Raw genomic sequence first — 26,707 nt, 5'->3', positions numbered from 1 at the left:
GCGTGGGCGGACGGCCATCCTCTAGATGCCGCCGATGATCTCCCGCGCCTTCGTCAGGCCGGGGTCGTGGCCGCGCGACAGGTCGTCGGCGGTGACCGGCGCGAAGTGGTCGGGCGCCACACCGATCGTGTTGATGATCTCCTTGTTCGGGCCCAGGCCGTACTGGGTGGGCAGTTCCAGGATGCTTCCGTCGTTGAGGAGGAAGCCACCGGCCGGGCCGGAGACGATGCCGGCCGTACGGGTGCCGACCAGCTTGCCCAGGCCGAGGTCCTTGACCGCGGCGCTGAAGGCGTCGCACGCGGAGGCGCAGCCGCGGTCGGTGAGGACGACGAGCGGCAGGTTCAGCAGGGGGACGGTGTCGTCGGTGCGCTTGGGCTCGCAGGCGCCCTTCACGTCGCACAGGTGGCCGATGGTCTTGCCGTGCGCGAAGGCGCTCACGAGCTTGTTGGCGGTGCCGGGGAAGCCGCCGCCGTTGCCGCGCAGGTCGAGGATGAGACCGTGGACCTTGCCCATCTTGGCGAGGTCCGCGAACACCTTCTTCTCGCCGCCCGGGAGGAAGCCGGCGAGTTTCACGTACGCGATGTCGCCCTTCAGCCGCTGGGAGAAGCCGAGGGGCGATCCCGGGTAGGTGGCGGGCTTGATGGTCACCTTCCAGTCGCGGTTGGTGGCGGGCCTGTGGAGCGCCAGCCGTACCGGCGCCTTGGAGGTGGGGTCGCCGAGGAGGACCTCCACCGTTTTTCTGGACAGACGGCCGTCCACGAGCGCGGGGGCTCCGTTGACGGTACGGATCACGTCGCCGGGCCGCAGGCCGAGTCGTGCGGCCGGACTGCCGGAGCGCACCATGGTGATGAACAGCGGTGGCCGCCCTGCCGGGTCGTCCTCGGCCGGCGAGTATCCGGCGATGCCGGTGCCGAACTCGATGATCTGTCCAGGTTCGACCTTCTTTGGAGGCGGGCCGGGCGCCTCCCGTATCCAGGCCGCGTGGTTGTCGTGGAGGACGGCCACCATGGCCTTCATCGTGGCCTCGGCGACCGTCTGCCGGAGCTCGGGATCGTCGGGCAGCTTGTCCGTGATGCGCTGGTAGACGGTGCTGAACGCGGTCAGGTCGCGGGTGCGGTCGCCGGTCAGCGCGGGCATCGTGGCGTCCGGCTGGTCCTTGCCCCGGCGCTGAAGTTCCTGCGTGAACCCGGCGAACGCGGCGCTGAGCAGCACCTGATGGTTCAGCGCGGGACCACCGGCGAATTTGGTGAGGATGCACGCGAAGGCCTGCTCGATTGTGCCGGCGGTGGTCGGTTTGAGCGGCGGCGCCTCGCCCATGGGAGCGGGCGCGCACGGCTCCGCGACCGCCGCGGTCGCGCCCGCTCCCGTGCAGCCCAGGACGCTCGCGGTCAGTGCCGATGCGGTGAGAAACAGTCGGAGGCTCATGCGTCAAGACTGGGCGGGAGCGACGCCATCGCGGATCTGTCCACGGTCATGGTCTCGAACCTGACTTGCGACATATAGCCGCCATATGGCCCAGGTTCTAGGCTCGCCGCGACATGGACACCTTCGTGGCCGCCATCCGCCGACCGGCGATCCAGGACGCCGGCGTGGCCCTCGTCCTGCTTCTCGGCACGGCCGTACTCCATGATGCCGACAGCAGCGTGCGCAAAGGCGTCGGCCTGCCGATCGACGGGCCCTGGCCACCCCAGCTGACGTATTGGTGGCTGGCGAGCGCGATCTGCGTGCTGACCGTGATGGCGCGCCGCAGGTGGCCGATCGCGGCGCTGATCGTCGCCTGCGGGGCGACCGTGGCGCACATGGCGGTGATCGCCGGGCCGGCGCCTGCCGACCTGGCCGTCCCGATCACGCTCCACGCCGTCGCGCTGCGCCACCGGCGCACGGTGTCGCTCGCCCTCCTCGGCGGCGCCGTGGTCGCTGCGTGCGGCTGGTCGGTGTACGTGGCCTTCGACGGCCGGGTCGACGGCTGGGTCTTCCGCGGCTCGCCAGAACCCGAGGCCGAACTCGTCGTGCGCAAACCGAACGCCGCCACCCTCCCCGTGCCCGACCAGCAGCCCACGCTGCCGCTCGGACCGACGGACTGGGGCGGCATCCCCATCCTGACGCCCGTGCTCGTGGCCGGCTGGGCGATCGGGTCCAGCGCGCGCAGCCGCCGCGCGTACCTGGACGAGATGACCGCGCGTGCCCGCGACCTCGAACGCGAACGCGACCAGCAGGCCGCCCTGGCCGCCGCCGCCGAACGCGCCCGGATCACCCGCGAACTCCACGACGTCATCGCCCACGGCCTGTCGGTCATCGTGATGCAGGCACAAGGGGGAACGGCCGCGTTCCCCAAGCACCCGCAGGACACGCTCGCCGCTCTGGACACCATCGTCGAGACCGGGCGCGCCTCACTGGCCGACCTGCGCCACGTCCTGGCCGCCAGCGGGCCGTCCGCCACCCATCCGGTTCCGGGACTCGCGCGGCTCCCCCACCTCATCGACCAGGTACGCGCCTCGGGAACCCCCGTCCATCTGCACGTCGACGGCTCACCGGAGGAACTGCCGACCGCCGTCGACCTGGCGGCGTACCGGATCGTTCAGGAGGCCCTCACGAACATCATGAAACACACCGAAACCGGTGCCCGCGCCCGGGTGAACGTGACCTACGGCGAGCGTGACCTGCTCGTCGAGGTGGTTGATGATGGTCTGGCCACTTTGCTACCTGATGAGGGCGGCAACGGGCTGCGCGGGATGCGTGAGCGGGTGGCGGTGCTGGGCGGCACGATCAGCACCGGGCCTGGTGAGCGGCGGGGCTTCGCCGTACGGGTTCGTCTCCCTTACACAGGCGTGCCGGCATGATCAGGGTGCTGCTCGTCGACGATCAGGCCCTGCTGCGCGCCGGCCTCCGGATGATCCTCGACAACGCCGAGGACATGGTCGTGGTCGGGGAGGCCGCCGACGGTGCCGAGGTGGTGGCGACGGTCGCCGAATCGGCGCCCGACGTCGTGCTCATGGACATCCGGATGCCCGACGTCGACGGCCTCGAGGCCACCCGGCTGGTCCGCGACCGCTTCGACGGACCCCGCGTCCTGATCTTGACGACCTTCGACCTCGATGAGTATGTGTATGCGGCGCTCCGGGCCGGCGCCAGCGGCTTCATCCTCAAGGACACCCTGGCCGCCGACCTGCTCTCGGCGATCCGCGCGGTCGCCCGGGGCGATGCGATCGTCGCCCCCGCCGTGACCAAACGCCTGATCGAGCGGCACATCGGCACGAGCGCGGACCCCCTCCCCCGCTCCGAACACGAACTGCGCATGCTCACCAGACGTGAGCTCGAGGTGCTCGAACTGGTCGCCCGCGGCCTGTCCAACGCGGAGATCGCCGGCCGCCTCTTCCTCACCGAGGGGACCGTGAAGGGACATGTGAGCCGGATCCTGGCCAAACTTGCACTCCGTGACCGGGTCCAGGCTGTAGTGCTGGCTTATGAGTGCGGGCTGGTCAGAGCGGGCAACGTCTGAGCGGCGGGGCGATGTGGCTCACCCCTCCTCGGCCCGGTGCCATGGTTGTCGGTGCAGGGCCTGAGGCGGGTTCGCGCCGGTTCGGGACCTGAAGGTGTCCTGAACGGCCCGGGAAGTCCGATGAGCTGCGAATTCTCCGCCAGGACCGGCCAGGTCACCGCTTGGAACATGAGCCACACGGTCGCCTGACCGGCGAATACATGCCTTGAGGTTGGCCGCATCCCAGGTTCTCGGACGCGGGAGCTCCGAGCGCTGGCATCGAAGGTGCGTAGAAGGAAATGTGCGCGAGCAGGTTCACGAGCCAGCCCATCCCTCGATCGAAAGCCCCTTGTCTTCGCCTGGATCAGTCGCAACGTGCATGATGTCGCCATGACGACCAGCCCATCAAGCACCGACCTCGTCGAGGCCGGATGGCAGGACGCGCACAGGGGCCGTCGCCATGGTCGTGGAACGCCTCCCGCCCGGGTGCCGACCTGCCTTCGTCGGCAGTCCGGAAGAGCTCGCAGCCCACGAAGCGGCTTCACAACCATCGGACGGTTAAATCACTAGCTGAGCGCGCCAGGGAACTGCTCAGCCAATCACCGATCACGCAGCACTGCCCAGGGGCGGGCCAGAGCTCTACTGCGCCCGGCTCGCCGCCACCGGCGCCCTCATCACCGATGAGAACGAGCACGTTCTTCTGGTCAAACCGAACTACCGCCCGCACTGGCTCATCTCCGGCGGCATGACCGACGACAGCAAACCTCCCGAGAAAGCGCGCCCGCCTCTCATCTACCTCCTGTTCGACGACTACGCCTTCGTCCCCGATCGACAAATCGGCGCCATGCTCTTCCCTGCGGTGGGCAGCCGCATCCCCGCCGCACTCACCGCACCTGAGCAGGGACACTGCCACCCACCGGCCGCCCAGCTGAAGGCCAGGCAGTCACGTCGGGGTCGGCTGCTGGCGTCGACAAGATCGAGGACGGAGGGTCCAAGTTCTTCGCAGGACGCCAGCCAGCTGATCCTAGAAAAGGCTTCGGAGGAAAGCGACGGTGCGCGGAAGGCGTCCGGCAATCTCATCGCCATCCTGAATGTCCCAATATTCATCCGCTGGCTCTTGCATTTGCTCGAGACCTCTTTCGCTCAATGCGTTGTCGAAGCCGGTCGCCTCGCCATTGGCTTTCTCTCGATACGCGCGGCGCGCAACATAGGCCAAGAGCTCAAAGCCGGGAAAGTAGCCTATAGAAGGGTCGGCTTCGAATGCGGGGTTCATCAGTCGAACTACCCATTCCCGAACCTGCGGGACATCGCACAGGCTGTCGGCGTCGCTACTCGCCAGGTCGAATGATTCTTTTCCGAGCCCGACAAGCCAGGCTTGGAAATCCAGAAAAGAGTCGGTGGATGGTGATCCGAAAAGATGGCCGAACGCCCCCCACGTACGATACGTGTTCACCTTCTGCCTAAGGGCAAGAAAATGGGCATGGAAATCTATGATCTCCGAATGTGGCCGACGTTTCAGCTCTTCCTGTAGATGGGCGGCCCGGATTTGCTGGCGCTCCTCTCTTGAGTCGGAGTCGTCGATCAACTTCCAGAATTCGTCGATGTTCACCGTCCGCCTCCGTCACATTCTCGCTGCGTGCCAGCGAGCTTCTGCATCTCCAGACTCGACGGGCGAGTCGTGTGGCACGGCCGGGAGACCGCCGCCACCCTCCTCCACGTTGGCGAGCTAGCCAGCCAACTGGGCCTCTACCACTTCGGACCGCTCAACCAGAGGCCGGCCACGCCCTCGCTGGCCTGCTGCACACTCCCCGCCAATGAGTAACCGTCTCCGGCAACAGCGGACTACCTCGACATATGGAGCGGAGAGCGGTGGCGACGCCGCCTCGGACGCCGCTGACAGGCCAGCCAACGGGGGCCAGGCGATACTGTCGCTGCTGATGGAGCAAACAGCCGTCGCCCCCAACCCCCGCCCGGGACTCGTGAGCGGAGACCGCCTGGTTCGCCCGCCACCTCGATAGCCAGGAGTGCGCTGCATGAGTTGAGGCGCGCGCTCGGCAAGAAGGGCGTCCTCGTCATCGTCTTCACGCTGACGTTCCTACAGCTGAACTGCATGCCCCGAGGCCGTGCTCGTTCGACAGTTTTCTCGACGGCGGGCGACTGAACGGGCGGACGCCGTCAGTGATCTGCGGCAAGCGCTCGCAAGCGTGGACCGGCTTGCCTGATGAGGTACGGGTGATTCCGACGCAGATTGCCCGCGACATAGACGTCCACATTTTCGGTAACAAGTCCGCTACCCAACTCGAGAAGCCGCTCACTCATTCGGAGGAATGCCGCGATTGATTCATCATTGCCGTTCTCAACGAGGTCCTCGAAGAGTGATACGGCGACCTCGTAGATATAGTCGGCCTGAGTTGGAGTTCTCTCACCGGCCAGCATTGATTCTTCCATTTCCAGGATAGCCTCCCGCCCGACGGGGATCGAGGTCAATACGATCTCACGTGTTCGCGCCACCAATTCTTCAAAAGTGATAAAGTCATCGAGATCTGGACCTTCCACGGCGACCTCCAAGTTGCGCGGGATTCTGATTGAGCTGATCGTCTACATCGGCCCACCCTGGCGGGCAGCGCGTAGCCCAAGCCTCATTGTCTCTCTTTCACCCGGGTCGCTTCGCATGCCGGACTGGCCGCTCCCGAATCCATGGCGTGCTGGGCGGTGGCGCGTCCGGGGTCGCAGGGCTTGTGACCGGTGGAAGGGGCCTGGCAAGCTCGCATGCCCTCAGCGGGATCGATGGTGTCTCCAGATTCTGCTGACGTGACAGCAAGAGTCGGCTCTCCGGGCCTCACTGCCGGATGGGACGAAGTCCCACCCTCTCCAGCAGCGGCACTGACCTGTGGCCCGATCCATCACTGTCCAGATGATCCAGGTCCTGACGACAGCGAGCAGACGTAGGTGGATACGGCGAGCGCCGTGACGTAGATTCGTCCTACCCGCACCATGCTCTCACCGGCGCGCGGCGAGTTCTTAGGCGGATCCCCGACCGGCTGAGGACGAGCCCTTTCGAACGCGACTCCGCTCCGAGCGCGTCGTCGTACCCCTGGCAACGTGCCAGCCGACCCTCGTTTGACGCTCCGATGGCCGACGGCATCCCCCCGATTCTTCCTGCGGGCCGCCACCGGTGTTCGGCGGTTCGACGCCGGGATATCGCGTCCTGCTGTCACACGTCGCACGGCATCGGGCGGGTCCCGACCTGGCGGTAGCGGAGGTGTGGGCGGACCACGCAAGGAACCCCGGCTTCGGAGGGGCAGACGTGGTGCGCGGTAGCCGGTAAGGGCCACCCGCCAATCACCGGGGGGCGGGCTGGGCCCTTCTGACGCCCCGGGCCATGACCCTGGGTCCCCAGCGCCCCGCACAGCACGCAAGCCTGCCACCATGACGGCAGCAGGCCCGCGTACTCCCGAGGCACGCCGTAACGGTACGCTCACGCACCGCGCCCGCATAACCCAGCTCGCAGGAACCAACCCTCTGGCATCCGCCGTGGCCGACATCACGACGTGGGCGTTCTGTCTCGCCGCCGCTTCGGCAAAGAGTGCAATGAGGGAATAAATGCCTGTTTCGTTTCTCAGGGCGTGATCAACAGTCGGGCGTCGTGGCCAGTGATGCTTAGCAGATCTGGCCGGGCGGTGGTTGTGATCGCGACGTAATCTCCGCCTGGCAGGCTCGCTGCCTCGGCATACGCCAGGAGAGCGGCACGCCCGAGCTTGAGGAGACATCACGCGATGAGGAAATGGGCGGCGGTCGCGGGCCTCACGCTCGTCGGAACCACACTGCACGGCCTGCCCGCCCCCAGCGCGGCGGCGACGGTCTCGGCCGTTGATCCGGTCGCTGCGATTCAGCGGCAGTTGGTCAAAGGCCGAGGGGTGCGCGTCGTCGAATACGACACCTTCAATGACGGCGACGGCTGGCGACGCTTCAAGCCCACCAAAGGCGTCATCGGGTTCGGCGATGGCAAGGTCGTGGCGACTGACCTGGTGAACCAGCCTGGGAACGTGCGCGACATCTGCATTGGTAAACGCCAGTGGCAGCACAATCCATCACAGAAGCGGCCCAAGGGTAAGAAGTGGGTGAACGTCTCGGAGATCCTCCCGTGGTTGTGCACGCTGCACCTGGAGGCAGGAGGTCTGCAGCTGGACAAGCCGGACGTGCTCGCGGCTGTGCTGGCCACCACGACATCAGGGCAGCCTTCCGTGACCTACGACGGCGTATCCACCTCCATCCACCAGGGCGTGATGTCGTTTCGTCAGTTGTGGGCCGTCCGGCCGGAACTCCATCCGGAGCCGCGCGATGGCGAGTATGGCGAGTGGCCGATCGAGTGGCGCTTGTGGATCGGCACGGATGGCCTGGTGCGCCGAGCTTGGGTCAAGTGGCGCCAGCCTGAAGGCCGGTTCAAGGGAAGGACTGACGGTCAGGGATGGTTTGGCTTCATCGACGACATCCGCTACTCGGACTGGGGCATGAAGCTCACGATCAAACCCCCGCCGCCCTCTCAGACGACTGCCCTCAAGCTTCCGAAGGCTTAGGTGCCCGATTCCTGGCCTTGGGAGTGATCGTCGGCCGGGGCTGTGGCGCGTGCGGACATGGCCGAAGCCAAACAACAGGGCCGGCTCGGCGAAGTCGCCGCCATCGAGACCACCCTCGCAGCAGCGAGGCAGATGCTTCAAGCCATGCACGAAGCGACTGTTCGCACGAGCACCGTCCACCTCGGAATGCCCAGCGTCCGCATGACAGCCGGACGACTCACCGACGCTTCCACCACTCCCGATGTCGTGCAGCCGTGACCGGATCCGCACAGCGTCCGTTGCTCTTCCTCGACGTCGACGGACCACTCATCCCCTTTGGCGCTCTGTCGCAGCAGTATCCGACCTACCTGACCGTCTCTCCGCCGCACGCCGAGGCAAATCCGCTCTTGTCCAGGATCAATCCCGACCACGGAGCCCGGCTGATGACGCTGCCCTGCGAACTGGTCTGGGCAACCAGTTGGATGGACGACGCCAACGAGTGCATCGCACCACGCCTCGGTCTGCCTCAGCTGGCGATCGTCAGCTGGCCGCAGGCGCCCGAGACCGAGCAGCAGGACGAACGCGACGGCCTGCACTGGAAGACCCGCACCCTCGTCACCTGGGCGGCAGGACGCCCTTTCGCCTGGCTCGATGACGAGATCACCAACAAAGACCGCGCCTGGGTCTCCGCGCACCATCCCGGATCCGCTCTACTGCAGCGAATCAACCCAAGCCGCGGCATCACCGAGGCCGACTATCGCGCACTCCTGGAGTGGCTACGCAGCATCGACGCCACGCCGCCATCGAGTGCCTCCTGAAAGCCTTGATATGGGGACGGTGGAAGACAATCAGGCTCTTGCCACGTTCATGGCGACCGTGAACGTTGGCGACACCCTCGCCGGCACCGTGGCCGACGTCACGCGATCGGGGGCGGCGGTGCTCCTTGATGGCTTCGTCGCCGCTCCGGCCGGCGTCATCGGCTCCCTTGATCTTTCCTGGCAGTCCTTCCAACGTTCGGCTGGTGGGATCCTGCAGGTGGGCGATCGGGTCTCTGCCGAGGTCATCGCCGTCGATTCTCAGGGCGGGCGAGTCCTGCTCTCCCGGGCAGCCGTCGAGAACCCCCAGCTCTGGGCGTTCCTCAAGGCCTTGCGAGCAGGTCAGCGCTTGTCCGGCACCGTGGCGGCCATCGAGCGTTTCGGCATCTTCGTCGACCTGGACGACGGGCCGAAGCATCCCGTCTTCCCCGGCGTCGGCTTCATCAGCATGCCCGAGCTGTCCTGGAGCAGCTTCGAGGACCCGTCCGAGATCATCTCGATGGGACAGCACATCACCTGCGAAGTCATCACATTCGATACCACCAACGGTGAGGCCCGGCTGTCGCTGCGTGCCACCCAACCCGATCCCTTCCAGCATTTCGCCCGCGACATTCACGTTGGGCAGATCCTGCACGGCCCGGTCACCAAACTGGTGCCTTTCGGAGCCTTCGTCCGCGTCGCGGACGGCATCGAAGGCCTGATCCACCTCAGCGAGCTCTCCACCGCACCCATCGAGACACCCGACCAAGTAGTCCAAGAAGGCGAGGAGGTAACGGTCATCGTCACTGGCATCGACCTGCCACGACGCCGACTCGCTCTATCGCGCCGCCGACGCTCGGCACCCCAATGATGTCAGTACCGGCGCTATCTGGGTCTGGCGCACCTGATAGGGAGCGATCACGCAGTGCAACCTCTCAAGAGCCTCCTGCGCCTGCTGCCGTGGTGAGCCGATCGCGATCTTGTAACTGTAAGCGCATGAACACGGCCGCCCGGCAGGCGCGTACCTCGATCAGGTCCGGGCTGCCCAGCACGCCGGCCACCGCGGCGCCCGCCATGGCCGCCGAACGGCGTCGCCCCAGGACGATCGCCGCAGCCTTCGCCGCGGACGCGACCCTCCTCACCCGCGCCTACACCACCCACGAGAGCGGGCCCATCCACGTCGGGGCCTACGCCCCGATCGCCGGCCGAGGCCCGATCGAGCTGCCGCCGAGCCCGTGCGCGCTCGTGGACCCCGGGGACGGCGACTGCCTGCCCCTGCTGGCCGTCAGCCCGGACGGCGGCCTGGTCGCCTACGGCACGTACCGGAGCGCCGAACCACCCGCGCGGCCCGCACGGCTCTCCCTCTGGGGCACCCGTCGTCGGCGCACCATGGACACCTTCGCCGTCACCGAGGACGCCGCCCGCGTCGGCAGCGTCGCCTTCGGCATCGACCGCTCGACTCTGCTGATCGCGGGCGACTCCGGCGGCGGCTCCCTGCGGGTCTGGGACGTCCCACGCGGCCGCGTCGTCGGGACCGTGCCAGAGGTCGCCGGAAGCTCCCAGGCCGTTGACCTCGGGCGACGGCTCCTGGTCACGTCACACGGCGACGTGGTCGATCTGCGGTCGTGGACGAAACCCTTCACCGCGCGGATCCCCGGCGTCGACGCCCTCGCCTTCAGCCCGGACGGACGCCTCCTCGCCACAGGCAACAAGGCGGGCCGCGTCACCGTGCGGGACAGCGGACTAACCCGCCGGCTCGGCGAGCTGAGCGGCCCCTCACCTCCGAGCCCACGTCAGGGCGTCACCGCGCTGGCCTTCTCCCCGGACTCGCGCACCCTGGCCGTCGCAACGGGCACCGGCCAAGTGCACCTCTGGGACACCGCCTCGCTGCGCCCGATCGGCTCGCCCCTGCTGACGCCGGGTGACGCCATCCTCGCCCTGTCCTTCAACACCGAGGGATCGACTCTGTACGCCGCGGGCGAGCACGTTCCATTCCAGCGCTATGACATCTCACCCGAGGCCAACGCCGCGGCCGTCTGCCGACGCGTCACCACGGGACTGTCCGCGACAGCATTGACCACCCACCTACCCGGCCACACCTTCCGGCCCACCTGCGTACCAACCTGAGACGTCTCGAACGGGTTGGCCGGAAGCTGCGGATTTAGACGGTGATCGAATGATCTGGCTTCACCGCCGCCAAAGCCGGCTCCAGCCTCCCCCGCCCTCACGGCCGTGATCTGGTGGCCCGTCGCGGAAAGCCGGGCGACCGGAGTATTCGCTCGGGCCTGCTACGTGAACGCCGGTAGGCTCGCCCTCGCGGTTCCTCTCCGGGGCCGAGTCGCAGGTCCGGTAACTCCTCGACGCCCGTTGGAGGCTCGCTCGTGAGCTGGTGGACAATCGGTGGCCTGCTGCTAGCGGCCGCCGGTGTGATCGAGTTCGTGTTGTTCCGCTTCGTCCTGCGCGATCGGCCAGGCATCGCGTCGAGAATGCGATTTTTGATGATCAATGCCGGGTTGAACGTGCTGGCCGGGCTCGCCCTCATCATCGTGGGCGAGCTCAGCTGACGGTCGGCCTCTCCGATCGGCTTCATTTCCCGGTGGGAAAGTCGGCCGCGCGCGAAAGCGCCTCGTACCCCCAGATCTGGGCCAGGTTGCTCCGCAACGTGCTCACGGCCGTGTCGAAAGCGTCGTTGCCCAGGACAAGCCGTAGCGGTGGAGGGTCCAGGTCCATGGCGGTGATGACAGCCCGGGCGGCGCGTCGCGGGTCACCGGGTTGTCTGCCGTCCTGGCTGATCATCGCAGCACGAGCCCGAACCCTCCCGGTGTCCCGCCGGTGATGAACCAGGTCCTCATCTGAGATTCCCCCCTTGGTGCCGGTCACGGTTCGATGATCAGCCGGGCGATCAAGTCGGTTTGGAGCGTGAACCGGTAATGCAGGTCGACCACGCCGCCGGGGAAATCGCCTTCCAGCTGCTGTACGACGTCGTAATGCACGTCAGCGATCTGCGTGGCGGCGGTCAGCGCCGTGGTGTAGGTGTAGTCGCTCACCGAGCGGCCCAGCCAGGCCCTGATCTCATCGGTACCCCGGTGGGTACGGCCCTCGTCAACCACCACGGCATCGGCGGTGAACGATCTGATCGCGGTGTCAAGGTCGCGCGTGCGGTGCGGACAAATAGCTGAAAACCGCCTTGGGCAGCTGCTCAGGCACGATCACGGTGGCCTTGGTCCAGTCAATGGTGTTCATTCCTCGACTGTGCGCTCTCCCGCGGGAAGAGAGTCAAGCCATGGACTCTCTCCCCGCGGGAGAGCACAAACTAGGGTTATGCGCCAGGGACTCACCATCGGGCAGTTCGCCACGCTGACTCATCTGAGTGTGCGCACGCTGCGCCGCTACCACGAGGCCGGGCTGCTCGAACCCGCCACGGTCGACGCGGCCACCGGCTACCGCTACTACACGGCCGAGCAGATCCCGCCCGCCCAGGTCATCCACCAGCTCCGCCAGCTCGACCTACCGCTGGCCGAGGTAAAGTCCATCCTCGCCACCGACGATCCGCAAAGCCGCGCCGACCTGATCACCGCTCACCTGCGCCGGCTGGAAGACGCCCTCGACCGCACCCAGGCCGCCGTGCTCTCCCTACGCCAGCTGCTGAGCCCACACACGACCGATCTCCAGGTCGAGCTGAGGACGGTGCCCGCACGCACCGTCGCCGCCATCACGGGCCAGGTGGCCCTCGACCAAGCAATCACCTGGTACGGCGACGCCATGAGAGAACTGGACAAGGCCTACCCCCCGCCCGAACGCACCGGGCCACCCGGAGGCCACTACGACAACGAGCTGTTCACCGAAGGCACCGGCCAGATGTCGGTCTTCCGGCCAGTGCGCCAACCGCACCCATCCGGCCGGATCGAAGTTCTCGACCTGCCTTCCGTCGACCTGGCCGTGACCGTCCACACCGGACCGCATGACGACATCGACGTCACCTACGGCCGCCTCGGAGCATGGGTGGTCGAACACGCCCTCACCATCGTCGGACCGATCCACGAGACGTACCTCACCGGCCCCCGCGACACCCACTCCCCTACACGATGGCGCACCGAAATCGGCTGGCCCATCTTCCGCGTCACCACCGGATGAGCGCCGACCGCTTCGCCGGTCTCAGCCCTGGAACCGCCAGGCCTCCGAGACTGGTACAGGCCGAGTGATCTGAGTTCGTGCTCTGGTCTCTGCTTCTATTCACTGAGTGTGATCGTTCGGGGCGTATCGACTCCAGGTTCCGCCTGCTTCGCCGCCCCCGCTGATCCAACCACCGCCCTCGGTGCCTCGTCGGCGACTCCTCCCACCAGATCACACAATGTCACGAAGATTACCCAGAGTTAGTTTGGGGCTGGGGTCACGTTCGGGAGAAGACCCCTGTGGCGGGCAACAACCGGGTATCAGCTCAGCCTGATCAAGGAGCGCGCAGGACCATCGTGCAACGATCGGAACTGCGCGACGCCGAGTCCGGAGAGTTACCGGCAGCTGCTGTCGCCAGGCAATGTCAGAAGCCCGCCCACCCCGGGAACCGATGCGTTGCCGCAGGGAAAGTCTGGATTACGCCTGCGGTGGTGACCAGCCGTACTTGCGGATCAGGTCCTCGTCGAGCAGTTGCATCTTCCCGCCGCCCAAGGACCAGTCCTCCCGCTCGGACTCCTGCAGCATGATCAGCACATCGTCCGGTCGCACGCCGACGTCGGACAGGTTGGCCACGATCGTCTGGTAGAGAGCGAGTTTCATGTCCCGGGTCCGCCCGCGGGTGAGCGTGATCTCCACCACCACCGGATCGCGCCGATCACCGTCGAGGAAGTGGCGGTCTACGTGGAAAGCGGTGGCCGGTTGGGCGTCGACGATCTGAAATCGATCGTCCGGGGGAACGCCGATGGCGCTGACCAGCGCGCTGCGCACGCCTTCGGCAACGGCTGCGCGCATCGGTTCGGGACGATCCGTACTCAACGTGATCCGGACGAACGGCATGGGGACCCCTTCGGTAGCTACTTCGCCAATTGTCGTGACGCCTTCAGTGTCAGGTAGCGGTCCGGCGGAGCAGTAATCAAGACCTGTGGATGAAGATCTTTAGGCGGCTTCGGATCCCTCGCAGGTGAAGAAGTACGCGGCGCGGGCGCAGACGGCCCATGACCCGCCTGGATGATCGGGATGTCTACGGTTGCCACGACTTCGACGATCGGGAGTCGTGGGATGGCCGGGTGCTGGCGAAACGGTTCTTGACGTTCCTGTACGGGCGGGCGTGGACGCATGCTGGCAGCGTTGTTCGATCAGTCGGTGGCGCGCTCCAGCGGGGCCGCGACCTGGCCACCGCCGGGGAGGCGGCCAGGGGCGGTTTGCGCGGGCGTGCCGTTGGGTCAGGAAGTCTCGCCCGGCTTGTCCACGATTCCGGAGGCCAGCACGGACATCGCCATGGTGCGGCCGTCCACCTCGTTCTTCACGCCGAGAAAGTGGAAGTCGCCCGCGTCAAGGATCAACGTGCTCTTGCCCGCCCGGCCCAGGTCGAGAGCGACTCCGATGCCCTGGCGGCCGGCGCCGTCCACGGCGTTCTCCTCGACTGTGACGTTCGGGATTTTGGCCAGTGCCCGATACATTCCGGCCGTCGTGTCCGCGGGGATCATCGGCCCGAACTTCAGATACCACCCGATCGTCCCGAAGACGTCGACGTCCTTCTCGGTGCCCGCCGGGCAGTTCGGCTGGCACAGGGACAGCAACGGGCGGAGCTTGTCGAGACCGCGGAAGTGCGCCAGGAGCTTGTCGGGGTCGGTGGGCAGGGCCCCCACCTCCTGCTGCGTCTTGCCCGAGTGCGTCGGACCCTTCTCCGGCGGGCCCACTCGCAGCTTTCCGCCTTCACGAAGGGCCGCCCTGCGTCCATCCATGCGGTTCCAGGTTTCGAAGTCGGGACCTAGGTCGTGTTGTGCCTCCTTCATGTAAAACCACTGGTCGGGACGGATCTCCGCCGGTTTGGTGCGGGCGGCCACGAGCGCGGCGTTCTCCAGGACCATCACCGCGCTGGACGGGCTCGCCTCCGGTAGTGCCACGCTCTCGCTTTCGCGGCCTCCGAGCTGCGGGACCACGACTGCGGCCGCCGCCACCGCCGCCAGCACACCGGCCAGGGCCAGCCCCGTACGCAGCCGGACCACCGGTCGCCTGGGCGCGTTCCGGGCGGTTGTGACATCCCGGTCCGTGGCGCCATTCGCCGTGCGCTGGATACTGGCGAGCAGCCGTTCCTCCTCCTTCCGTACGTCCTGCTGGGCCGGCACCTCAGTACGGAACTCCTTGAGCAGGTCCATCTCGTTCATCCGTTCGCTCCTTCGTCAGCGGCCGTGGGATCCATGCCACCGAGCACCCTGCGTAGCTTGCTTCGAGCCCGATTGACCCGCGAACGGACCGTGCCCACCGGCACATCCAGCGCCAGCGCCGCCTGCTCGTAGGTGAGCTCCGCCCACGTCACCAGCAGCAGCGCGTCCCGATGACCGCCGGGCAGCCCGGCCAGAGCGGCGGCGAGGTGATCACGCACCCCGTCCGCCGCCACTCTCCGCTCGACCTGATCGGTGAACGGTTCGGTCACCGGGTCCACCCCCGTGCGGCTCAGTGCCCGGTACAGGCTGATCTCGTGACGGCGGTGCCTGCCCATGAGGTTGGTGGCTATGCCGTACAACCAGGGCCTTGCGTCCGTGCGCGTCAGGTCATAAGTACCGCGCTGCTGGAAGGCGACCACGAAGGTCTCCGCGACGATGTCCTCAGCGGCGGCGAGTCCAAGCCGACGGACGACATATCGCTTGAGCGCCGGCGCGTGCCGGGTGAACAGGATGGCGAACCGCTCGGGCTCATGCCGGGATCGAGCGATCACCGTGGCATCGCCGGCCACCTCCGTGGCCGGCTGCCCAGGTGATGCGTCCGTCCGGCTCTCGTGTCGCATCTCATGCCTTTCGGGTGTCTGTCATGACACGCTCTATTGCCACTCGCGGGCTATCCAGTTCCCTCCGCGGCCCGATTTGTTACGATCCGCGTGGGCTGCTCGCTGGAGGTGGGACCGGATCTGACTTACACACCTGCGGCCCGGCATGCGGGTGCTTGACCTCGGTGTTCCTAGTTCGGGAACACGGCGTTCACACGAGGTGCGCCCACTCGGCCGCGCACATCAAGAAGGTCGTCGCCTGGCACCGACGACAGGTGGCGATTCCCATGGCAGATCACCGAGCAGGTCACGTTCCCCCGCTCGCCTGCAGTATCTGGCTGGAGTGTTCCCATTCGCGCATCTTGGAGCAGCAATGGCGTCGCGTTGCCCTTGTAGTCTCGCTCGGGGCCGGTGAGTAGTTCGAGCTGAATGGCCGCCCGGCCCAGCCTCCGGCCGGCGCGTACATCAGCACGGGGCGAAGATAGTTAGTGGCAGTTGCGAGGCGTGGGCGCGGTTCCGGTCTCCGCGGTTCCGAGGTCGTCGGAGTGTCCGGCGTGGATTCGCGGCCACTGGGCGGTGGGGCGTCCGTTGGTCCGCATGTGTGCCGACTCCCTGTCAACCTGTGGTTGTGGCCAGCCGGAGGGCGAGTCCTCCCATGGCTCCTGGCGCCCGTACACGGTGAGGTCCATGAGCGTGTAGCTGTAGTCCATCGCCTCGACGCCGCGGCGCGACGTCCAGTAGGTCTCGAAGACGCGGTCGCCGTCCCGCACGTAGCACACGAGGTGCATCAGGCCGAGCTCGCGACCGGCGAGGAGCGCGTCAAGGGAGGGCTGTGCCGAGTACCACGGCATGTCCCAGGCCATGAAGTCGCGATAGCGAACGCTTTCGTCGTAGGACACCTGGGCGTCGGCCGGGCCGAACGCGGTGTTGCGGCCCTGGCTGAACACCGCGTAGGTGATGTCGCGGGAGTGCAGGTAGGACAGCTCGCCGACCTGGCTGAGGAACAACGTGCAGCCCTCGCACTGCTCGGGCGCGGGCCGGCCGGGCCACCACATGAAGTAGTAGGCGATGAGCTGTCGACGCCCTTCGAACGCTTTCAGCAGGGTCACCGGCCCGTTCGGTCCGATCAGCTCAAGGCCGGCATCCACCTCCACCATGGGCAGGCGCCGGCGGGCCGCCGCGATCGCGTCACCTTCGCGGGTATGGGCCTTCTCCCGAACCCGCAGCGCGTCGACGTCGGCCTGCCAGGTGTCCCGGTCGACGACCGGCGGCAGCGCGGGGGTGTCGTTGTTCTTCGAATCATCGTTCATGATCGTCCCCTAGGTTCAGTCGTGACCGTGCGTCGTGCCTCCCCGGTGGGCCCTCACCGTCCTCTCGCCGCAGGATGACCACCGGTGTCCTGATCAACATCTACCGCCGTAATCGACGGCTCGCGCTGCGCCCACTCCCGCAGAGAAGGAGAAATGCATGGTGAACGGCACCGCACGCCCTGAAGCCTCAGTCCATCGTCCTCCAGAGCCCGCAGTTGTGGGTGCGGGCCAGGTTCACCGGTCCGGTTCGCTCCATGGCGATCGACAGTGCCTTCGATGTGCCGCTCCGGTACGCCGGCCATCCCGGACCTGGATCGCCGGTCCTGGCGAACGCCGTCCAGTAGCCGATCAATCGCTCGGCGAAGGCCTGTTCCTCCGGCGTGGTCGGCGGCGGGCCCTCCTGCTCGTTGTCGAGGAAGAACCTGAGGTCGGCCCCATGGGAGGCCCCGAACGGGAAACCCTGGAGGGGTTCGCGTGGCTGGGCGTACTCGTAGGCGTACACGGGCGCGCGCCGCGCCGCCGCGTCGATCGCCGGTAGCTGGGCGCACGTGCCGGCCACGCCGCCGTGGTCGGTGAGCAGGGTGGCCAGCGCCAGGCTCGGGGTGGGGTAAGCCCTGGCGGGGTAGTGGGCGAGGATGCGTGTCGCGTTCTCCTGACCGAACAGCCGCGTCACGATCTGCGGGTACGCGGCCTCGGTCACCGGCTTGCCTTGGCGGTCGTACACCATCCAGACGAGGCTGCGCAGCTCGTGCTTGGTGCCGCCGTGGATCAGCGGAACATCGGCGGCCATCCCGAGCCGCATCGCGGCGAGCGGCTGCAGGGGCAGCGCCGGCGTGCCCGCGACGGGGAACCATGAGACGTCCGCCCGGTGCCGGCCCACCCGGCCGAAGAGCTCTTCGGCGTCGGACCGGCGCACCAGTTCTCTGACCGGCTTGGCGCGCAGGCATTCTTCGGCCGTCGTGGCGTTCGCGCAGCCCAGCTCGGCCGCGAACGCGCGGCCATGCCGGTCCGCGGCCTGTTTGGTCTTCATCGGGTTGCCGCACGGTGCGCTCTGCACGATGGCCTTGTCGAACAGGCCGCGGGCGGCGGGGGCGGCCAGCTGGGCGCACACGCTGTACCCGCCGCCCGATTGGCCCCACAACGTCACGTTGCGGTGGTCGCCGCCGAACGCCCCGACGTTCTTCCGCACCCAGCGCAGCGCGGCCTGCTGGTCGGCGAGCCCGAAGTTCCCGGCGTACGGATCACGCAGCGACGGATGGCGCAGGAATCCCAGCGCACCGAGCCGGTAGTTGAACGTGACCACGATCACTTCCCGGCCGACCATGCGTTCCGGATCATAGGCGGCGCCGAAGCCGCTGATCAGCCCGCCGCCGTACACGAAGACGAGCACCGGCAGCTTCCCCGTCCCTTCACGCGGCGTCGTCACGTTCACGTAGAGGCAGTCCTCACTGCCTGCGGGCTCCGGCGAACCGGAGAGCTGCGGACACTGCGGCCCCGGCCGGGTCGCGTCGCGCAGGCCCTCCCACGGCTTCGCGGCATGTGGCGTCGCCCAGCGCAACGGACCGATGGGAGGAGAGGCGTACGGGATGCCGAGGAAGCTGCGATGGGTCGGGGTCACCTCGCCCTTCACCCAGCCGCCGGTGGTGAGCACCCGGTCGGCCGAGCCACCGCCGTCGTCCGCAGCCACCATCATCGTCGGCGGCGTCGGCGGCAGCACGATGGTGCTCACCACCGCGGTCGGCAGTACCGCAGCGAACACACGCCATCGGCGCTGACGAGTGGCTCGATCTCGTGTGTGTCCCGAGCCGTCGGCCTTCGGCCCGTCGTATCGCTCGGCCGGCCCTGCAGGCCCACGCAGGACGAGCGCCCAGATGAGAGAGCAGAAGGCCGCCGTCGCGGTGAGAGTCCTGACGATGTCCCAGGTGACCCATTGAGTCACGAAGTCGTCGCGCACAGCCGCCAGGTCCTGGATACGGGAGGGGTCACCCGCATCCCTCAGCTCGTAGTTGAGCGGGACGTGGACGGTGAAGGTGATCAGGAGCGTCAGCGCGTAGAAGACGAGTCCGGCGACGATCCAGCCTGCGGCCTTGGCCGAGGCGGCGCGACGTGCCTGCACCAAGGCGACCGCCGCGAACACCGGAGCACCGAGAAAGATGAGGAAGAAGGCCGGATTCTCGATCGCGATGATCGTCTGTTGCATCGCATCGACGAAGGTCCGGTCATCGGCCGCGGCCAGACCCGGCATGACAGCGATCGTGAAGGCGCACAGGAGGCCCGCGGACAGCCCCGAGGCGAGCACGGCAGCGCCCTGCACCTTCCGTCCTCGGTGTCCGTTGGCGGGCTTGCGAATGGTGTCGCCGGCCATCGCGGCCTCCTTTCGACCCCAGTGGAGCCGCTGTGGGTGTACGGGGTCAGGAGCGCACCGACAGATCGCTACTGCGCGAGTCTTCGCGTCTCGGTGTCGTCCGGATCGGAGTCGGAAGTGTGCTTGCGCAGCGCTCTTGGCAGCGCGAAAGCGACGAGAACGGTGGTCAGCAGGCCACCGCCACCCGCGATGAGAAGTGTTGTCGGTGCGGAAGTGGCGTCCAGCAGAAACCCGCCTGCTATGTATGACAGCGCGGCGGCTACTCCGATCGCTCCGTAGAGGTTGCCGAAGACTCTGCCGAGCATTCCCTGCGGGACCAGGCGCTGCAGCATGGTGTTGGTGGCCACGTCCATCGCCGCGATACCGAATCCGCGGATGAACTGGGTCATGAACGCGGCCGCGACGGCCCAGGCCAGACCGGTGAGGAGGTTGCCGGCGCTGTTCACCGCGAAGCCGGCGAGCAGCAGGGTCACCAGGGATGTTCGAGTGCTGTAACGGGCCGTCAGGGCGTATCCGAAGAGCAGGCCGATGCCGACGGCGCCGAGAAGCAGGCCGACCGCCGACTGGCCGGCCGCGAAGGATTCGGTGGCCAGGAGAACCAGAGCGACATCGTCCACTCCGTTGAAGGCCACGATGGCGCAGAAACCCAGGGCGATGACCCGGACCACCTTGGCTGACCTGATGTAGCCGAGCCCGGACCTGGCATCCCCCAGGAGCGAGGTCTTCGTTCCCTCCGGGGAGGGCGCGGGGGGAAGCGACCGCAGCGTGAGCAGTACCGAACCGGCGAGCAGGAAGGAGACGGCGTCGACCAGGAGCACGCCCCGCACTCCGACGAAGGGGAAGAGCGCGGCCGCGGCCAGCGGTCCGAGAGCCTCGGCCGCGTTCGTGCCGAACCCCAGCGTGGCGTTGGCGGTCTCCAGATCCCTGTCCCGGACCAGCCCGGGTATCGCCGCGCGTGAGGCGGGCAGGAACACCTGTCCCGCGATCGCGCGTACCCCGACCAGCACCAGCAGCAGGGGAAGCGGCGGCAACGACAGGGCGATGAGCAGGAGCACCATGCCCTGCGCCAGCTCACATGCGATCATCACCCGCTTGAGATCGAAGCGGTCGCTGATCGCGCCGGCGATCGGGCTGAGAAGCGAGGGAACGAAGTCGCCGACGAGCAGCAGAAGTGACACCGCGATCGCCTGCCCCGTGGTCTCGGCGACGTGGAGCATCAGCGCGACGAGGCTGAGCGCGTCACCGCCTACCGAGACGACTCGTGCCGACCACAGCGAGCGAAATCCCGCATTGTCGCGTAATAGCTGTAACCCGCTTGTCTTGCGTGGTTCGGTGCCCGGGGTTCCGCCGGAGGCTGACATGGTCTCTTTCTTCTCGGCTTTGGAGGTGCCCTGACGGCCCGGTCGCCTCTCGACGGCGAGTGAGCGGCCTGGTCATGAGTCCTGTGCCGGTTGGGCCGATGACAGGGCGACGATGTGCTCGGCGAGCACGGTTGGGGCGTCGAGGTGCACGAAGGTCCGTACGCCAGGGATCTCGACGAACGAGGCGTCGCGAAACGCGCGTTGCAGACGCCGGCCGAGTGCGGGCTTGAAGGCACGGTCGGCGGTGCCCCACACGATCCGCACCGGTCCCGTGAAGTCCTTCAGGCGGGTGGAGACGTCGAGCAGGTCTTTCGGATCGATGGCTCGCAGGAATCGCACCGCGTCCCGGCGGATCTCCTTGCTCCGTAGGCTCGGCTCGATCCATGCCCTGGTTTGGACTGGATCCAGCTCGTTGGCGAGCAGACCGAGCCCGAGGGGTGAGTGGCGGAAGGCCCGCAGCCGCATGGGCTGCATGTTGAGGCGCATCAGGAGTTCGCCGCGGAGGAGGCGGAAGATGATGTTGTAGGGGAAGGGCGGGAAGGTGTCGAAGGCGTCGCAGTTCGTGAGTACGAGCCTGCCGATCCGGTCGGCGTCGATGTCGAGCAGGAACTGACTCAGCGCGCCGCCCGTGTCGTTGCCCACCAGCGTGACGTCGCGAAGGTCGAGGGCCTCGAGGAAGGCGAGGATCTGCCGGGCGACGCCGCGCGGAGACTGGTCGGCGTCGGCTCGCAGGGGTGTGCGATGGGCTCCGAGCGGCCAGTCGGGTGCGTAGGAGCGGATGCCTTGCTCGGCGAGGTGGTCGGCGACGGCGGACCAGGCCGAGCCGTCGACGAGGAACGCGTGGACGAAGACCACCGGAGGCGCGGTCGAGTTCTCTGGGCCCGCGACGCGATAGCTGACGGTGCCCTGTGGCAGGTCGATCGTTGTCATGGGACTATCCTCAGATAGATACAACCTGTATGTAAACTTAGGAACAGACTGTATGCAAGTTTCTCGCCGCACGCAAGCAGACCGCACGGCCGCGACCAGGACCGCCCTGATCGCCGCCGGTAGAAGGCTGTTCGCCGAGCATGGATTCGCCGGAGTCGGGACGGAGACGATCGTCAGCGAGGCGGGCGTGAGCCGAGGCGCGCTCTATCACCAGTTCGGTGACAAGACCGAGCTGTTCGCCGCGGTGCTCGCGCATGTCGAGGGCGAGATCACCGAGCAGCTCGCCGCCGAGATGTTCGCCGACGCCGACGCCGCGGGTGACTTCGTTTCGTTGATGATGCGCAGCGCCGAAGGCTGGCTCGAGGCCTGCCAACGGCCCGACGTGCAGCGGATCGTGCTGCTCGACGGGCCGTCGGTGCTGGGCTGGGTGCGTTGGCGCGCCATCTGCCAGGCCAATGTGCTGGGCTTGATCGAGGGAGTCCTCGCCATAGGGGTGCGCGACGGCGTGGTTCTGCCGCTCCCGGTCAGGCCCCTCGCGCACCTTCTGCTGGCCGTGGCGGACGAAGCGGCGCTCTACGTCGGCGCCGCCGCCGAACCGGACGCCGCTCGGCGCGACATGGTGGCCATCATCCGCCCACTCATCGAGGCGATCACCCGAGCACAAGCTGAGCGATTGATCATTACGCCTCCAGAAGGAGGCTGACTGTCAAGCAGAGCGTGTGTGCGCCAGGCGTGTAGCTGGCTCATCTTGACGCGTCATCAATGAATTGCAAAAGTTCGCAATTGCTCATTTCATTAAACTCGCAAAGGATTGCGGGGAGAGGCGGAAGCAGCCGCCTGGCCGGCGCGCATGGCATCGCGCTCACCAGCCCTGTCGCCTCCGGCACCCCTGCTGAACTGGCGCACGTGGCCGCACCCCCGGCCGCCGCGGCTCGCCGGAGCACCGAGTCCGCGGACCGGGGACGTTCCTGATGCCGGTCCCGCCGCATCAGGCCAAGGCCGCCACTAGCAGCGGGAAGAGCCTCTGAACGAGTGCGAGGAGCCTGGCCAGCCAAGGCAGGAGGTGACCGATCCCGATCAGCTCCAACGATCCCGGCGACGGTGACCACCAGCAGCGCCGCGTGCACCAGATCACGCGTATCCATCTCGACGGCGACGCATGAGGCGGTTCGCGTTTGCCGCGATCCTGACGGGCGATTTCTCGCTTGCGGCTGTCCTGCCTGCGGAGATTCGGTGGAGTCTGCCAGTTCCGCTCGCGCAGCGGCGACAGCGACCTGGTTACCGACAGCCCCTCGCAGCCAGCGCGTTCGTGCAGATCAACGCCCTACCTTCCCTACGCGGACGCTCCGCATTGCGCCAACCATCGAAGATCGTCCAAAGGAGAACCTCGCCTGGGATTGTGCGCTATTTCTTTCCCCGACCTGTAGCCCCGATGAGAATGCAACCAGGACACTCCCAGGCGCGCTGGTGAGGTAGCAGCCGAGGAACACAGCCACAGCGCCCTGGTACTAAACCTGATTTCGTGACTTGTCGGTGGAGTGCGCGATGTGGTGACTGCCGATGATCCGCAGGCGTGGATGGCGGGGCTGGACGCGCTGTTTGCGCGGATGACCGGCCGTTTCGGGAGGGTGGAGCCTCGTCGTCCGGCGCGGGCGTACGTGATGGGGCTGCTCGCGCCGGTGGAACGGAAGACCGCACAGCTCACTGCAGGCGTGTCATGACGGGTGTCGGCGACGCGCCGAAGACCCCTATGATCCACATCGTGATTCTTCGCCCCCTTTCTGGTGCTGTCGTTGGGATGCTCCTCTTCTCTGGAGTTGCGTACGCCGACCCGGTCACCGGTGCCCCCGAGCTCACCCGCAACGAGATCTACAAAGCCAAAGTGGCCAGCGTCGGCTGCAAGCTGGCCAAAGGCACGAGCGCCTCCTCCACCAAGAAATACGTCACCAGCCTGGTCGGCTGTCTGAACAAGGCGTGGAAGCCCGCGATCAAGGACTTCCAGCAGGTCAAGGTGACGATCAAGGAGTCCGACGACAGGCGGTCCTGCTCGACCGGGCTCGACGTCGACGTCTCCTTCTCCGAGATCTGCGAGACCGAGGTCCACGTACGGCTGGCCAAAGACTGGATCAAAGCCAAGAGTGACGCGGAGGTGTTCACCTCTATCGCCAAGACCTGGAGCGGCGTCGTGACCGGCCAGACCGGTATCGGTCAAGCCTGGGTGGCCATGCAGAACGACGCCTCGGACGCCGAGATGAACCAGCAGAACCGTCGCTACTACCTGCAACTGGACTGCTTCATGGGTGTATCGGCGAAGGCGCTCGGCAGGGTGGTGAAGGACTGGAAGCCCACCGCCAAGAGCAAGTTGTTCTGGGAGGACTTCCTGAAGAACAAGTACAGCGGGAAGACCGCCAACCGTCTCTACTGGCTCGAGCAGGGCTACAAGACCGGCAAGCCCGCCGCCTGCAACACGTGGAAGGCGAGCGAATCCAAGGTCGCCTGATTCGATCGCGGGCCATCCAGCGGGTGGCCCGCTGAGCGGCCGGCGAACGGTAGCGATCTGTTCAAGCCGGAACCCACGCCGCCGATCCGACTCAGGAGGCGTCCAGAGTTGCCGTCCCCGACATCAGCCGGGAGAACCGCGGGTACACCGTCCCCGCGGCAGTGAACGCGATCAACAACGGCAGCGGAACCGTGCTCTACCCCTGCGACCCTCCCGAAACCGTCGTCAGCGCATTGTGCGTGGTCAGCACCTGCGCGATCGGATTGCCCACCTCAGTCCAGATTTCTACCGAGCCCCACGAGGTGGCCCAGGCCAGCTCAACGCCGTCCTCGATCAGGCGACGCAGCCACACCCCATGATCGGGATGGAACCGCACCCCCCGGCCGCTGGCCTGCCGTCCGGGCCCGTACCGCTCGACGCATGCCGAAGATACGTCTCCGTGCCGCTCGTGCTCGCTCCATCGGCGGGCTCAGGGTTGAGCACCCCGTCCACATCGAGCGCCAGCACGGCACGCCCAGCGGCCGCGCGTTCCGCGTCCGCCGGCCGGTCTCCGGCGGGGAGGAACCGCGGCCTCGGATGAGCTCTGTTCCTCCCCGATCTCGGCGAGGATCGCGTTCACAGCGGCGATTTCGGCGCGGGCCCGGTCGACACTGCCGTTGTCAAACGGCCGGAGCGGTGCCGGTGCACGCCGGCGTCCTCGAGGTCGGCGCGGGTCAGAAGCAGCCGGTCCACGTGGCCGATCACACCGGCGGGCTGGGCCAGCTTCAGCTCGCCGTCTACGAGGACGAGGCAGGAGAAGTCGCCCTGCCGGTAGGCCATCAGCGCGGACATGGTCCAGCGTCACCACGGGCGGACACGATCCGTGTGCGAGCGTCATCGGCGTCAGCTTCCCTCCGGCCATCGAGCCGACTCCGTCTGCCGCCACCGGTCCGAGAGCAGCTTCGCTCCCCCGCCCCCCAGCACCATGATCATCAGTTTGACTTGCGACAAGGTGCATTGTCATAAGTTAGAACGTAGAATCACAAGCCCCACGCGCGACACCGCACACTCGTGTTGAACGCCGGTGTTGACCGACACGAGATGTCTTCGCCACCATCGCCAAGATCGAGGTGATCTACCGGCGGCTCGACGGCAAGAACGTCCGCGTCGTAGCCGTGTCGATCTGGCGGACCCGCGACGACGGCCTGATCTCGGACTATCGCGTCGTCGTCGACCTGGCGCCGTTGGCCAATGCGGACAGCCGCAGGCTGCGCTCGCCGCCGCGCAGGACGGCCACCTGCTTGTTCCCAGTGACGGCCACGTCCCCGTCACCGTCGAAGTCGGCGGCGGCCATCGCGGGCGCGGTGACCGGCCACGGGATCACCCTGGCCTCGCGCAGCCCCGTCTTCGAGCCGCGGAAGAGCGCGAGCTTACGGCGGGCCGAGGCGAGCATGTCGGCGTAGCCGTCGCGGTCGAAGTCGGCGGTGGCGAGCGTGCGTCCCAGGTTCTCTCTGGTGACGGGCTTGGCGAGGGTGACGATCCGGGTGGTGGCGGACACCTCCGCCGGGCCGCCGAAGTACACGACCACGCCTCCGGCGTCGCTCTTCCCCTTGGCCTTCAACAGGTGCGTACCGGCGATCACGTCAACCCGGCCGTCCCCGTTGACGTCATCCGGCAGCGCCTGCCGTACAACGGTGGTGGCCTGTGCGGGGACCGTCGTCCCCGTCAGCCCGATCGCGGCGGTCATGAGGGCGGCCCAGCACACGCGCACGGTCATCTCCTCGCGGGGGTAGCCGCTCCACAGCGTCCGTGAGTTTCAGACGAAGAAGCTGTCGTGGCGGATGAAGAACTCCGCGTGTTCCTCACCTTCCGGTGGGCCGCCTGTGGCGGGAGGTAGCAGCGCGATCACAGGGGTGTTTGTCTCAGAGGTGTCTTGTTCGGGGATACAGGGCTGTCTTGGTCATCATCCTTGTGGCCGTTGGCTCCCCATGGTTGCGGGTGATGGGTCCTCATCGTTGCGGAGGATCGCGAAATGCCTCACCGGCGACAGCATCCGCCCGGCGGGTGGGTCCTCATCGTTGCGGCTGATCAGGTACAGGGTCGGGCGGGGGCAGGCGCGGTTTGAGCGGCCGCGTGCTGGTGCTCGCCGCTCTGCTCAGCGGCACCGGAGCCGTCGACGGTGGTGGTGGCGCGGTGGTCGGGTTCGGGCAGAGCGCCGTCGAGCTGGTCGGCCGACAGGCGGCTGCCGACCTGGGTGAAGTTCAGGGTGCGCACGTACAGGTCGCGCCGGATCCGTTTGGTCTCCACCAGGCGGGCGCAGACCAGGGTGCGCAGGCGACGGGTGACGGTGTCGGGGCTCAGGTGCAGGTAGCGGGCGCAGGTGCCGGCGATCACGTTACTGGGCTCTGGCGCGATCAATGGGGAGCTGTTACTGAACGTGACGACCGGGTCGGGTGTATTGGCGCGGGTCGCGATCTTGTAACACAGTGCTCAT

General features: G+C 67.2%; 27 protein-coding genes and 1 pseudogene. 12 read left to right on the top strand and 16 right to left on the bottom strand.

What is annotated here, in order from left to right:
• Positions 1-21: 21 nt before the first annotated feature.
• Positions 22-1,425 (bottom strand): S41 family peptidase, encoded by a 1,404-nt coding sequence (locus HNR40_RS44845; RefSeq protein ID WP_184972840.1) that lies wholly within the window; start codon positions 1,423-1,425, stop codon positions 22-24.
• 113 nt (positions 1,426-1,538) lie between these two features.
• On the opposite strand from HNR40_RS44845, the gene HNR40_RS44840 reads away from it, so the two are divergent.
• Entirely contained in the window at positions 1,539-2,840 is a 1,302-nt protein-coding gene (locus HNR40_RS44840; RefSeq protein WP_184972838.1) for a sensor histidine kinase, read from the top strand.
• A complete protein-coding gene (locus HNR40_RS44835; protein ID WP_184972836.1) occupies positions 2,837-3,499 on the top strand; it encodes a response regulator in 663 nt (220 codons plus the stop codon). Before HNR40_RS44840 ends, HNR40_RS44835 begins: the two co-directional genes overlap by 4 nt.
• 1,003 nt (positions 3,500-4,502) lie before the next feature.
• On the opposite strand, the gene HNR40_RS44830 is transcribed toward HNR40_RS44835, so the two are convergent.
• Positions 4,503-5,087: a DUF4240 domain-containing protein gene (locus HNR40_RS44830; RefSeq protein WP_184972834.1), complete on the bottom strand. Its 585-nt coding sequence runs from the start codon at positions 5,085-5,087 to the stop codon at positions 4,503-4,505.
• 566 nt (positions 5,088-5,653) lie between these two features.
• Complete coding sequence (locus HNR40_RS44825; protein ID WP_221341618.1) at positions 5,654-6,034, bottom strand: hypothetical protein; 381 nt, start codon at positions 6,032-6,034, stop codon at positions 5,654-5,656.
• Between the two features lie 1,220 nt (positions 6,035-7,254).
• On the opposite strand from HNR40_RS44825, the gene HNR40_RS44820 reads away from it, so the two are divergent.
• The 6 genes from HNR40_RS44820 to HNR40_RS44795 all read left to right on the top strand — a co-directional run bounded on the left by HNR40_RS44820 (position 7,255) and on the right by HNR40_RS44795 (position 11,392).
• Complete coding sequence (locus HNR40_RS44820; RefSeq protein ID WP_184972830.1) at positions 7,255-8,055, top strand: hypothetical protein; 801 nt, start codon at positions 7,255-7,257, stop codon at positions 8,053-8,055.
• Positions 8,056-8,112: 57 nt separating this feature from the next.
• Complete coding sequence (locus tag HNR40_RS55620; RefSeq protein ID WP_184972828.1) at positions 8,113-8,313, top strand: hypothetical protein; 201 nt, start codon at positions 8,113-8,115, stop codon at positions 8,311-8,313.
• Positions 8,310-8,852: an HAD domain-containing protein gene (locus HNR40_RS55615; RefSeq protein WP_184972826.1), complete on the top strand. Its 543-nt coding sequence runs from the start codon at positions 8,310-8,312 to the stop codon at positions 8,850-8,852. The genes HNR40_RS55620 and HNR40_RS55615 overlap by 4 nt, the downstream gene beginning before the upstream one ends.
• 10 nt (positions 8,853-8,862) lie before the next feature.
• Complete coding sequence (locus HNR40_RS44805) at positions 8,863-9,699, top strand: S1 RNA-binding domain-containing protein (RefSeq protein ID WP_184972824.1); 837 nt, start codon at positions 8,863-8,865, stop codon at positions 9,697-9,699.
• Between the two features lie 125 nt (positions 9,700-9,824).
• Entirely contained in the window at positions 9,825-10,955 is a 1,131-nt protein-coding gene (locus tag HNR40_RS44800; protein ID WP_184972822.1) for a WD40 repeat domain-containing protein, read from the top strand.
• A gap of 254 nt (positions 10,956-11,209) precedes the next feature.
• Positions 11,210-11,392, top strand: coding sequence for a hypothetical protein (locus tag HNR40_RS44795; protein ID WP_184972820.1), 183 nt, complete (start codon positions 11,210-11,212; stop codon positions 11,390-11,392).
• 22 nt (positions 11,393-11,414) lie between these two features.
• On the opposite strand, the gene HNR40_RS44790 is transcribed toward HNR40_RS44795, so the two are convergent.
• Together HNR40_RS44790 and HNR40_RS53980 are read right to left on the bottom strand one after the other, a co-directional pair.
• Complete coding sequence (locus tag HNR40_RS44790; protein WP_184972818.1) at positions 11,415-11,708, bottom strand: Rossmann-fold NAD(P)-binding domain-containing protein; 294 nt, start codon at positions 11,706-11,708, stop codon at positions 11,415-11,417.
• Positions 11,705-11,941, bottom strand: coding sequence for a hypothetical protein (locus HNR40_RS53980; RefSeq protein WP_221341616.1), 237 nt, complete (start codon positions 11,939-11,941; stop codon positions 11,705-11,707). The genes HNR40_RS44790 and HNR40_RS53980 overlap by 4 nt, the downstream gene beginning before the upstream one ends.
• Before the next feature lie 208 nt (positions 11,942-12,149).
• Between HNR40_RS53980 and HNR40_RS44780 the strand changes: the two genes are divergently transcribed.
• The gene (locus HNR40_RS44780; RefSeq protein ID WP_184972816.1) at positions 12,150-12,962 is read left to right on the top strand and encodes a MerR family transcriptional regulator; all 813 of its coding nucleotides are present in this window, start codon (positions 12,150-12,152) and stop codon (positions 12,960-12,962) included.
• Positions 12,963-13,418: 456 nt separating this feature from the next.
• On the opposite strand, the gene HNR40_RS44775 is transcribed toward HNR40_RS44780, so the two are convergent.
• The 7 genes from HNR40_RS44775 to HNR40_RS44745 form a co-directional block, all read right to left on the bottom strand.
• Positions 13,419-13,838: a tautomerase family protein gene (locus HNR40_RS44775; protein ID WP_184972814.1), complete on the bottom strand. Its 420-nt coding sequence runs from the start codon at positions 13,836-13,838 to the stop codon at positions 13,419-13,421.
• Positions 13,839-14,224: 386 nt separating this feature from the next.
• Entirely contained in the window at positions 14,225-15,169 is a 945-nt protein-coding gene (locus HNR40_RS44770) for a CU044_5270 family protein (RefSeq protein WP_184972812.1), read from the bottom strand.
• Complete coding sequence (locus HNR40_RS44765) at positions 15,166-15,720, bottom strand: RNA polymerase sigma factor (RefSeq protein WP_376773591.1); 555 nt, start codon at positions 15,718-15,720, stop codon at positions 15,166-15,168. Before HNR40_RS44765 ends, HNR40_RS44770 begins: the two co-directional genes overlap by 4 nt.
• A gap of 533 nt (positions 15,721-16,253) precedes the next feature.
• Positions 16,254-17,078, bottom strand: coding sequence for a DUF899 family protein (locus HNR40_RS44760; RefSeq protein ID WP_184972808.1), 825 nt, complete (start codon positions 17,076-17,078; stop codon positions 16,254-16,256).
• A gap of 187 nt (positions 17,079-17,265) precedes the next feature.
• Complete coding sequence (locus tag HNR40_RS44755) at positions 17,266-19,443, bottom strand: carboxylesterase family protein (protein WP_184972806.1); 2,178 nt, start codon at positions 19,441-19,443, stop codon at positions 17,266-17,268.
• A gap of 68 nt (positions 19,444-19,511) precedes the next feature.
• Positions 19,512-20,804 (bottom strand): MFS transporter, encoded by a 1,293-nt coding sequence (locus tag HNR40_RS44750; protein ID WP_184972804.1) that lies wholly within the window; start codon positions 20,802-20,804, stop codon positions 19,512-19,514.
• 72 nt (positions 20,805-20,876) lie between these two features.
• Positions 20,877-21,734, bottom strand: a complete 858-nt coding sequence (locus HNR40_RS44745; RefSeq protein WP_184972803.1) for an alpha/beta fold hydrolase — start codon at positions 21,732-21,734, stop codon at positions 20,877-20,879.
• Between HNR40_RS44745 and HNR40_RS44740 the strand changes: the two genes are divergently transcribed.
• The 3 genes and pseudogenes from HNR40_RS44740 (at position 21,733) to HNR40_RS44730 (ending at position 24,234) form a co-directional block, all read left to right on the top strand.
• Positions 21,733-22,437 (top strand): TetR/AcrR family transcriptional regulator, encoded by a 705-nt coding sequence (locus tag HNR40_RS44740; RefSeq protein WP_312896769.1) that lies wholly within the window; start codon positions 21,733-21,735, stop codon positions 22,435-22,437. The two genes, HNR40_RS44745 and HNR40_RS44740, sit on opposite strands and share 2 nt — an antisense overlap.
• Before the next feature lie 874 nt (positions 22,438-23,311).
• Positions 23,312-23,425: pseudogene (locus HNR40_RS58145) on the top strand (IS701 family transposase); the annotation flags it as partial.
• A 26-nt stretch (positions 23,426-23,451) separates the two neighbouring features.
• On the top strand, positions 23,452-24,234 hold the full coding sequence (locus HNR40_RS44730; protein ID WP_184972797.1) for a neutral zinc metallopeptidase: 783 nt from the start codon (positions 23,452-23,454) through the stop codon (positions 24,232-24,234).
• A 196-nt stretch (positions 24,235-24,430) separates the two neighbouring features.
• Here the strand turns inward: HNR40_RS44730 and HNR40_RS44725 are convergent, their stop codons facing one another.
• From HNR40_RS44725 to HNR40_RS44710, 4 genes are all read right to left on the bottom strand, one after another.
• Positions 24,431-24,586, bottom strand: a complete 156-nt coding sequence (locus HNR40_RS44725) for a hypothetical protein (RefSeq protein ID WP_184972795.1) — start codon at positions 24,584-24,586, stop codon at positions 24,431-24,433.
• Positions 24,587-24,849: 263 nt separating this feature from the next.
• On the bottom strand, positions 24,850-25,065 hold the full coding sequence (locus tag HNR40_RS44720) for a hypothetical protein (RefSeq protein ID WP_184972793.1): 216 nt from the start codon (positions 25,063-25,065) through the stop codon (positions 24,850-24,852).
• 364 nt (positions 25,066-25,429) lie between these two features.
• A complete protein-coding gene (locus HNR40_RS44715; RefSeq protein ID WP_184972791.1) occupies positions 25,430-25,990 on the bottom strand; it encodes an FG-GAP repeat domain-containing protein in 561 nt (186 codons plus the stop codon).
• 311 nt (positions 25,991-26,301) lie between these two features.
• Complete coding sequence (locus tag HNR40_RS44710) at positions 26,302-26,607, bottom strand: hypothetical protein (protein WP_184972788.1); 306 nt, start codon at positions 26,605-26,607, stop codon at positions 26,302-26,304.
• Positions 26,608-26,707: the final 100 nt, after the last annotated feature.

The sequence above is a fragment of the Nonomuraea endophytica genome (genome assembly GCF_014203235.1).
Classification (GTDB): Bacteria; Actinomycetota; Actinomycetes; order Streptosporangiales; family Streptosporangiaceae; genus Nonomuraea; species Nonomuraea endophytica.
This window is presented reverse-complemented; position numbering and strand designations above follow the sequence as displayed.

What these genes read in the sequence shown, in the direction of transcription:
- HNR40_RS44760 (WP_184972808.1), bottom strand. Translation starts at nt 17,078, where the DNA reads ATGAACGATGATTCGAAGAACAACGACACCCCCGCGCTGCCGCCGGTC.
- HNR40_RS44800 (WP_184972822.1), top strand. Translation starts at nt 9,825, where the DNA reads ATGAACACGGCCGCCCGGCAGGCGCGTACCTCGATCAGGTCCGGGCTG.
- HNR40_RS44715 (WP_184972791.1), bottom strand. Translation starts at nt 25,990, where the DNA reads ATGACCGTGCGCGTGTGCTGGGCCGCCCTCATGACCGCCGCGATCGGG.
- HNR40_RS44750 (WP_184972804.1), bottom strand. Translation starts at nt 20,804, where the DNA reads ATGTCAGCCTCCGGCGGAACCCCGGGCACCGAACCACGCAAGACAAGC.
- HNR40_RS44820 (WP_184972830.1), top strand. Translation starts at nt 7,255, where the DNA reads ATGAGGAAATGGGCGGCGGTCGCGGGCCTCACGCTCGTCGGAACCACA.
- HNR40_RS44840 (WP_184972838.1), top strand. Translation starts at nt 1,539, where the DNA reads ATGGACACCTTCGTGGCCGCCATCCGCCGACCGGCGATCCAGGACGCC.
- HNR40_RS44755 (WP_184972806.1), bottom strand. Translation starts at nt 19,443, where the DNA reads ATGGCCGGCGACACCATTCGCAAGCCCGCCAACGGACACCGAGGACGG.
- HNR40_RS44780 (WP_184972816.1), top strand. Translation starts at nt 12,150, where the DNA reads ATGCGCCAGGGACTCACCATCGGGCAGTTCGCCACGCTGACTCATCTG.
- HNR40_RS44740 (WP_312896769.1), top strand. Translation starts at nt 21,733, where the DNA reads ATGGGACTATCCTCAGATAGATACAACCTGTATGTAAACTTAGGAACA.
- HNR40_RS44835 (WP_184972836.1), top strand. Translation starts at nt 2,837, where the DNA reads ATGATCAGGGTGCTGCTCGTCGACGATCAGGCCCTGCTGCGCGCCGGC.
- HNR40_RS44745 (WP_184972803.1), bottom strand. Translation starts at nt 21,734, where the DNA reads ATGACAACGATCGACCTGCCACAGGGCACCGTCAGCTATCGCGTCGCG.
- HNR40_RS44770 (WP_184972812.1), bottom strand. Translation starts at nt 15,169, where the DNA reads ATGAACGAGATGGACCTGCTCAAGGAGTTCCGTACTGAGGTGCCGGCC.
- HNR40_RS44720 (WP_184972793.1), bottom strand. Translation starts at nt 25,065, where the DNA reads ATGTCCGCGCTGATGGCCTACCGGCAGGGCGACTTCTCCTGCCTCGTC.
- HNR40_RS44845 (WP_184972840.1), bottom strand. Translation starts at nt 1,425, where the DNA reads ATGAGCCTCCGACTGTTTCTCACCGCATCGGCACTGACCGCGAGCGTC.
- HNR40_RS44805 (WP_184972824.1), top strand. Translation starts at nt 8,863, where the DNA reads ATGGGGACGGTGGAAGACAATCAGGCTCTTGCCACGTTCATGGCGACC.
- HNR40_RS55620 (WP_184972828.1), top strand. Translation starts at nt 8,113, where the DNA reads ATGGCCGAAGCCAAACAACAGGGCCGGCTCGGCGAAGTCGCCGCCATC.
- HNR40_RS44775 (WP_184972814.1), bottom strand. Translation starts at nt 13,838, where the DNA reads ATGCCGTTCGTCCGGATCACGTTGAGTACGGATCGTCCCGAACCGATG.
- HNR40_RS44730 (WP_184972797.1), top strand. Translation starts at nt 23,452, where the DNA reads ATGACGGGTGTCGGCGACGCGCCGAAGACCCCTATGATCCACATCGTG.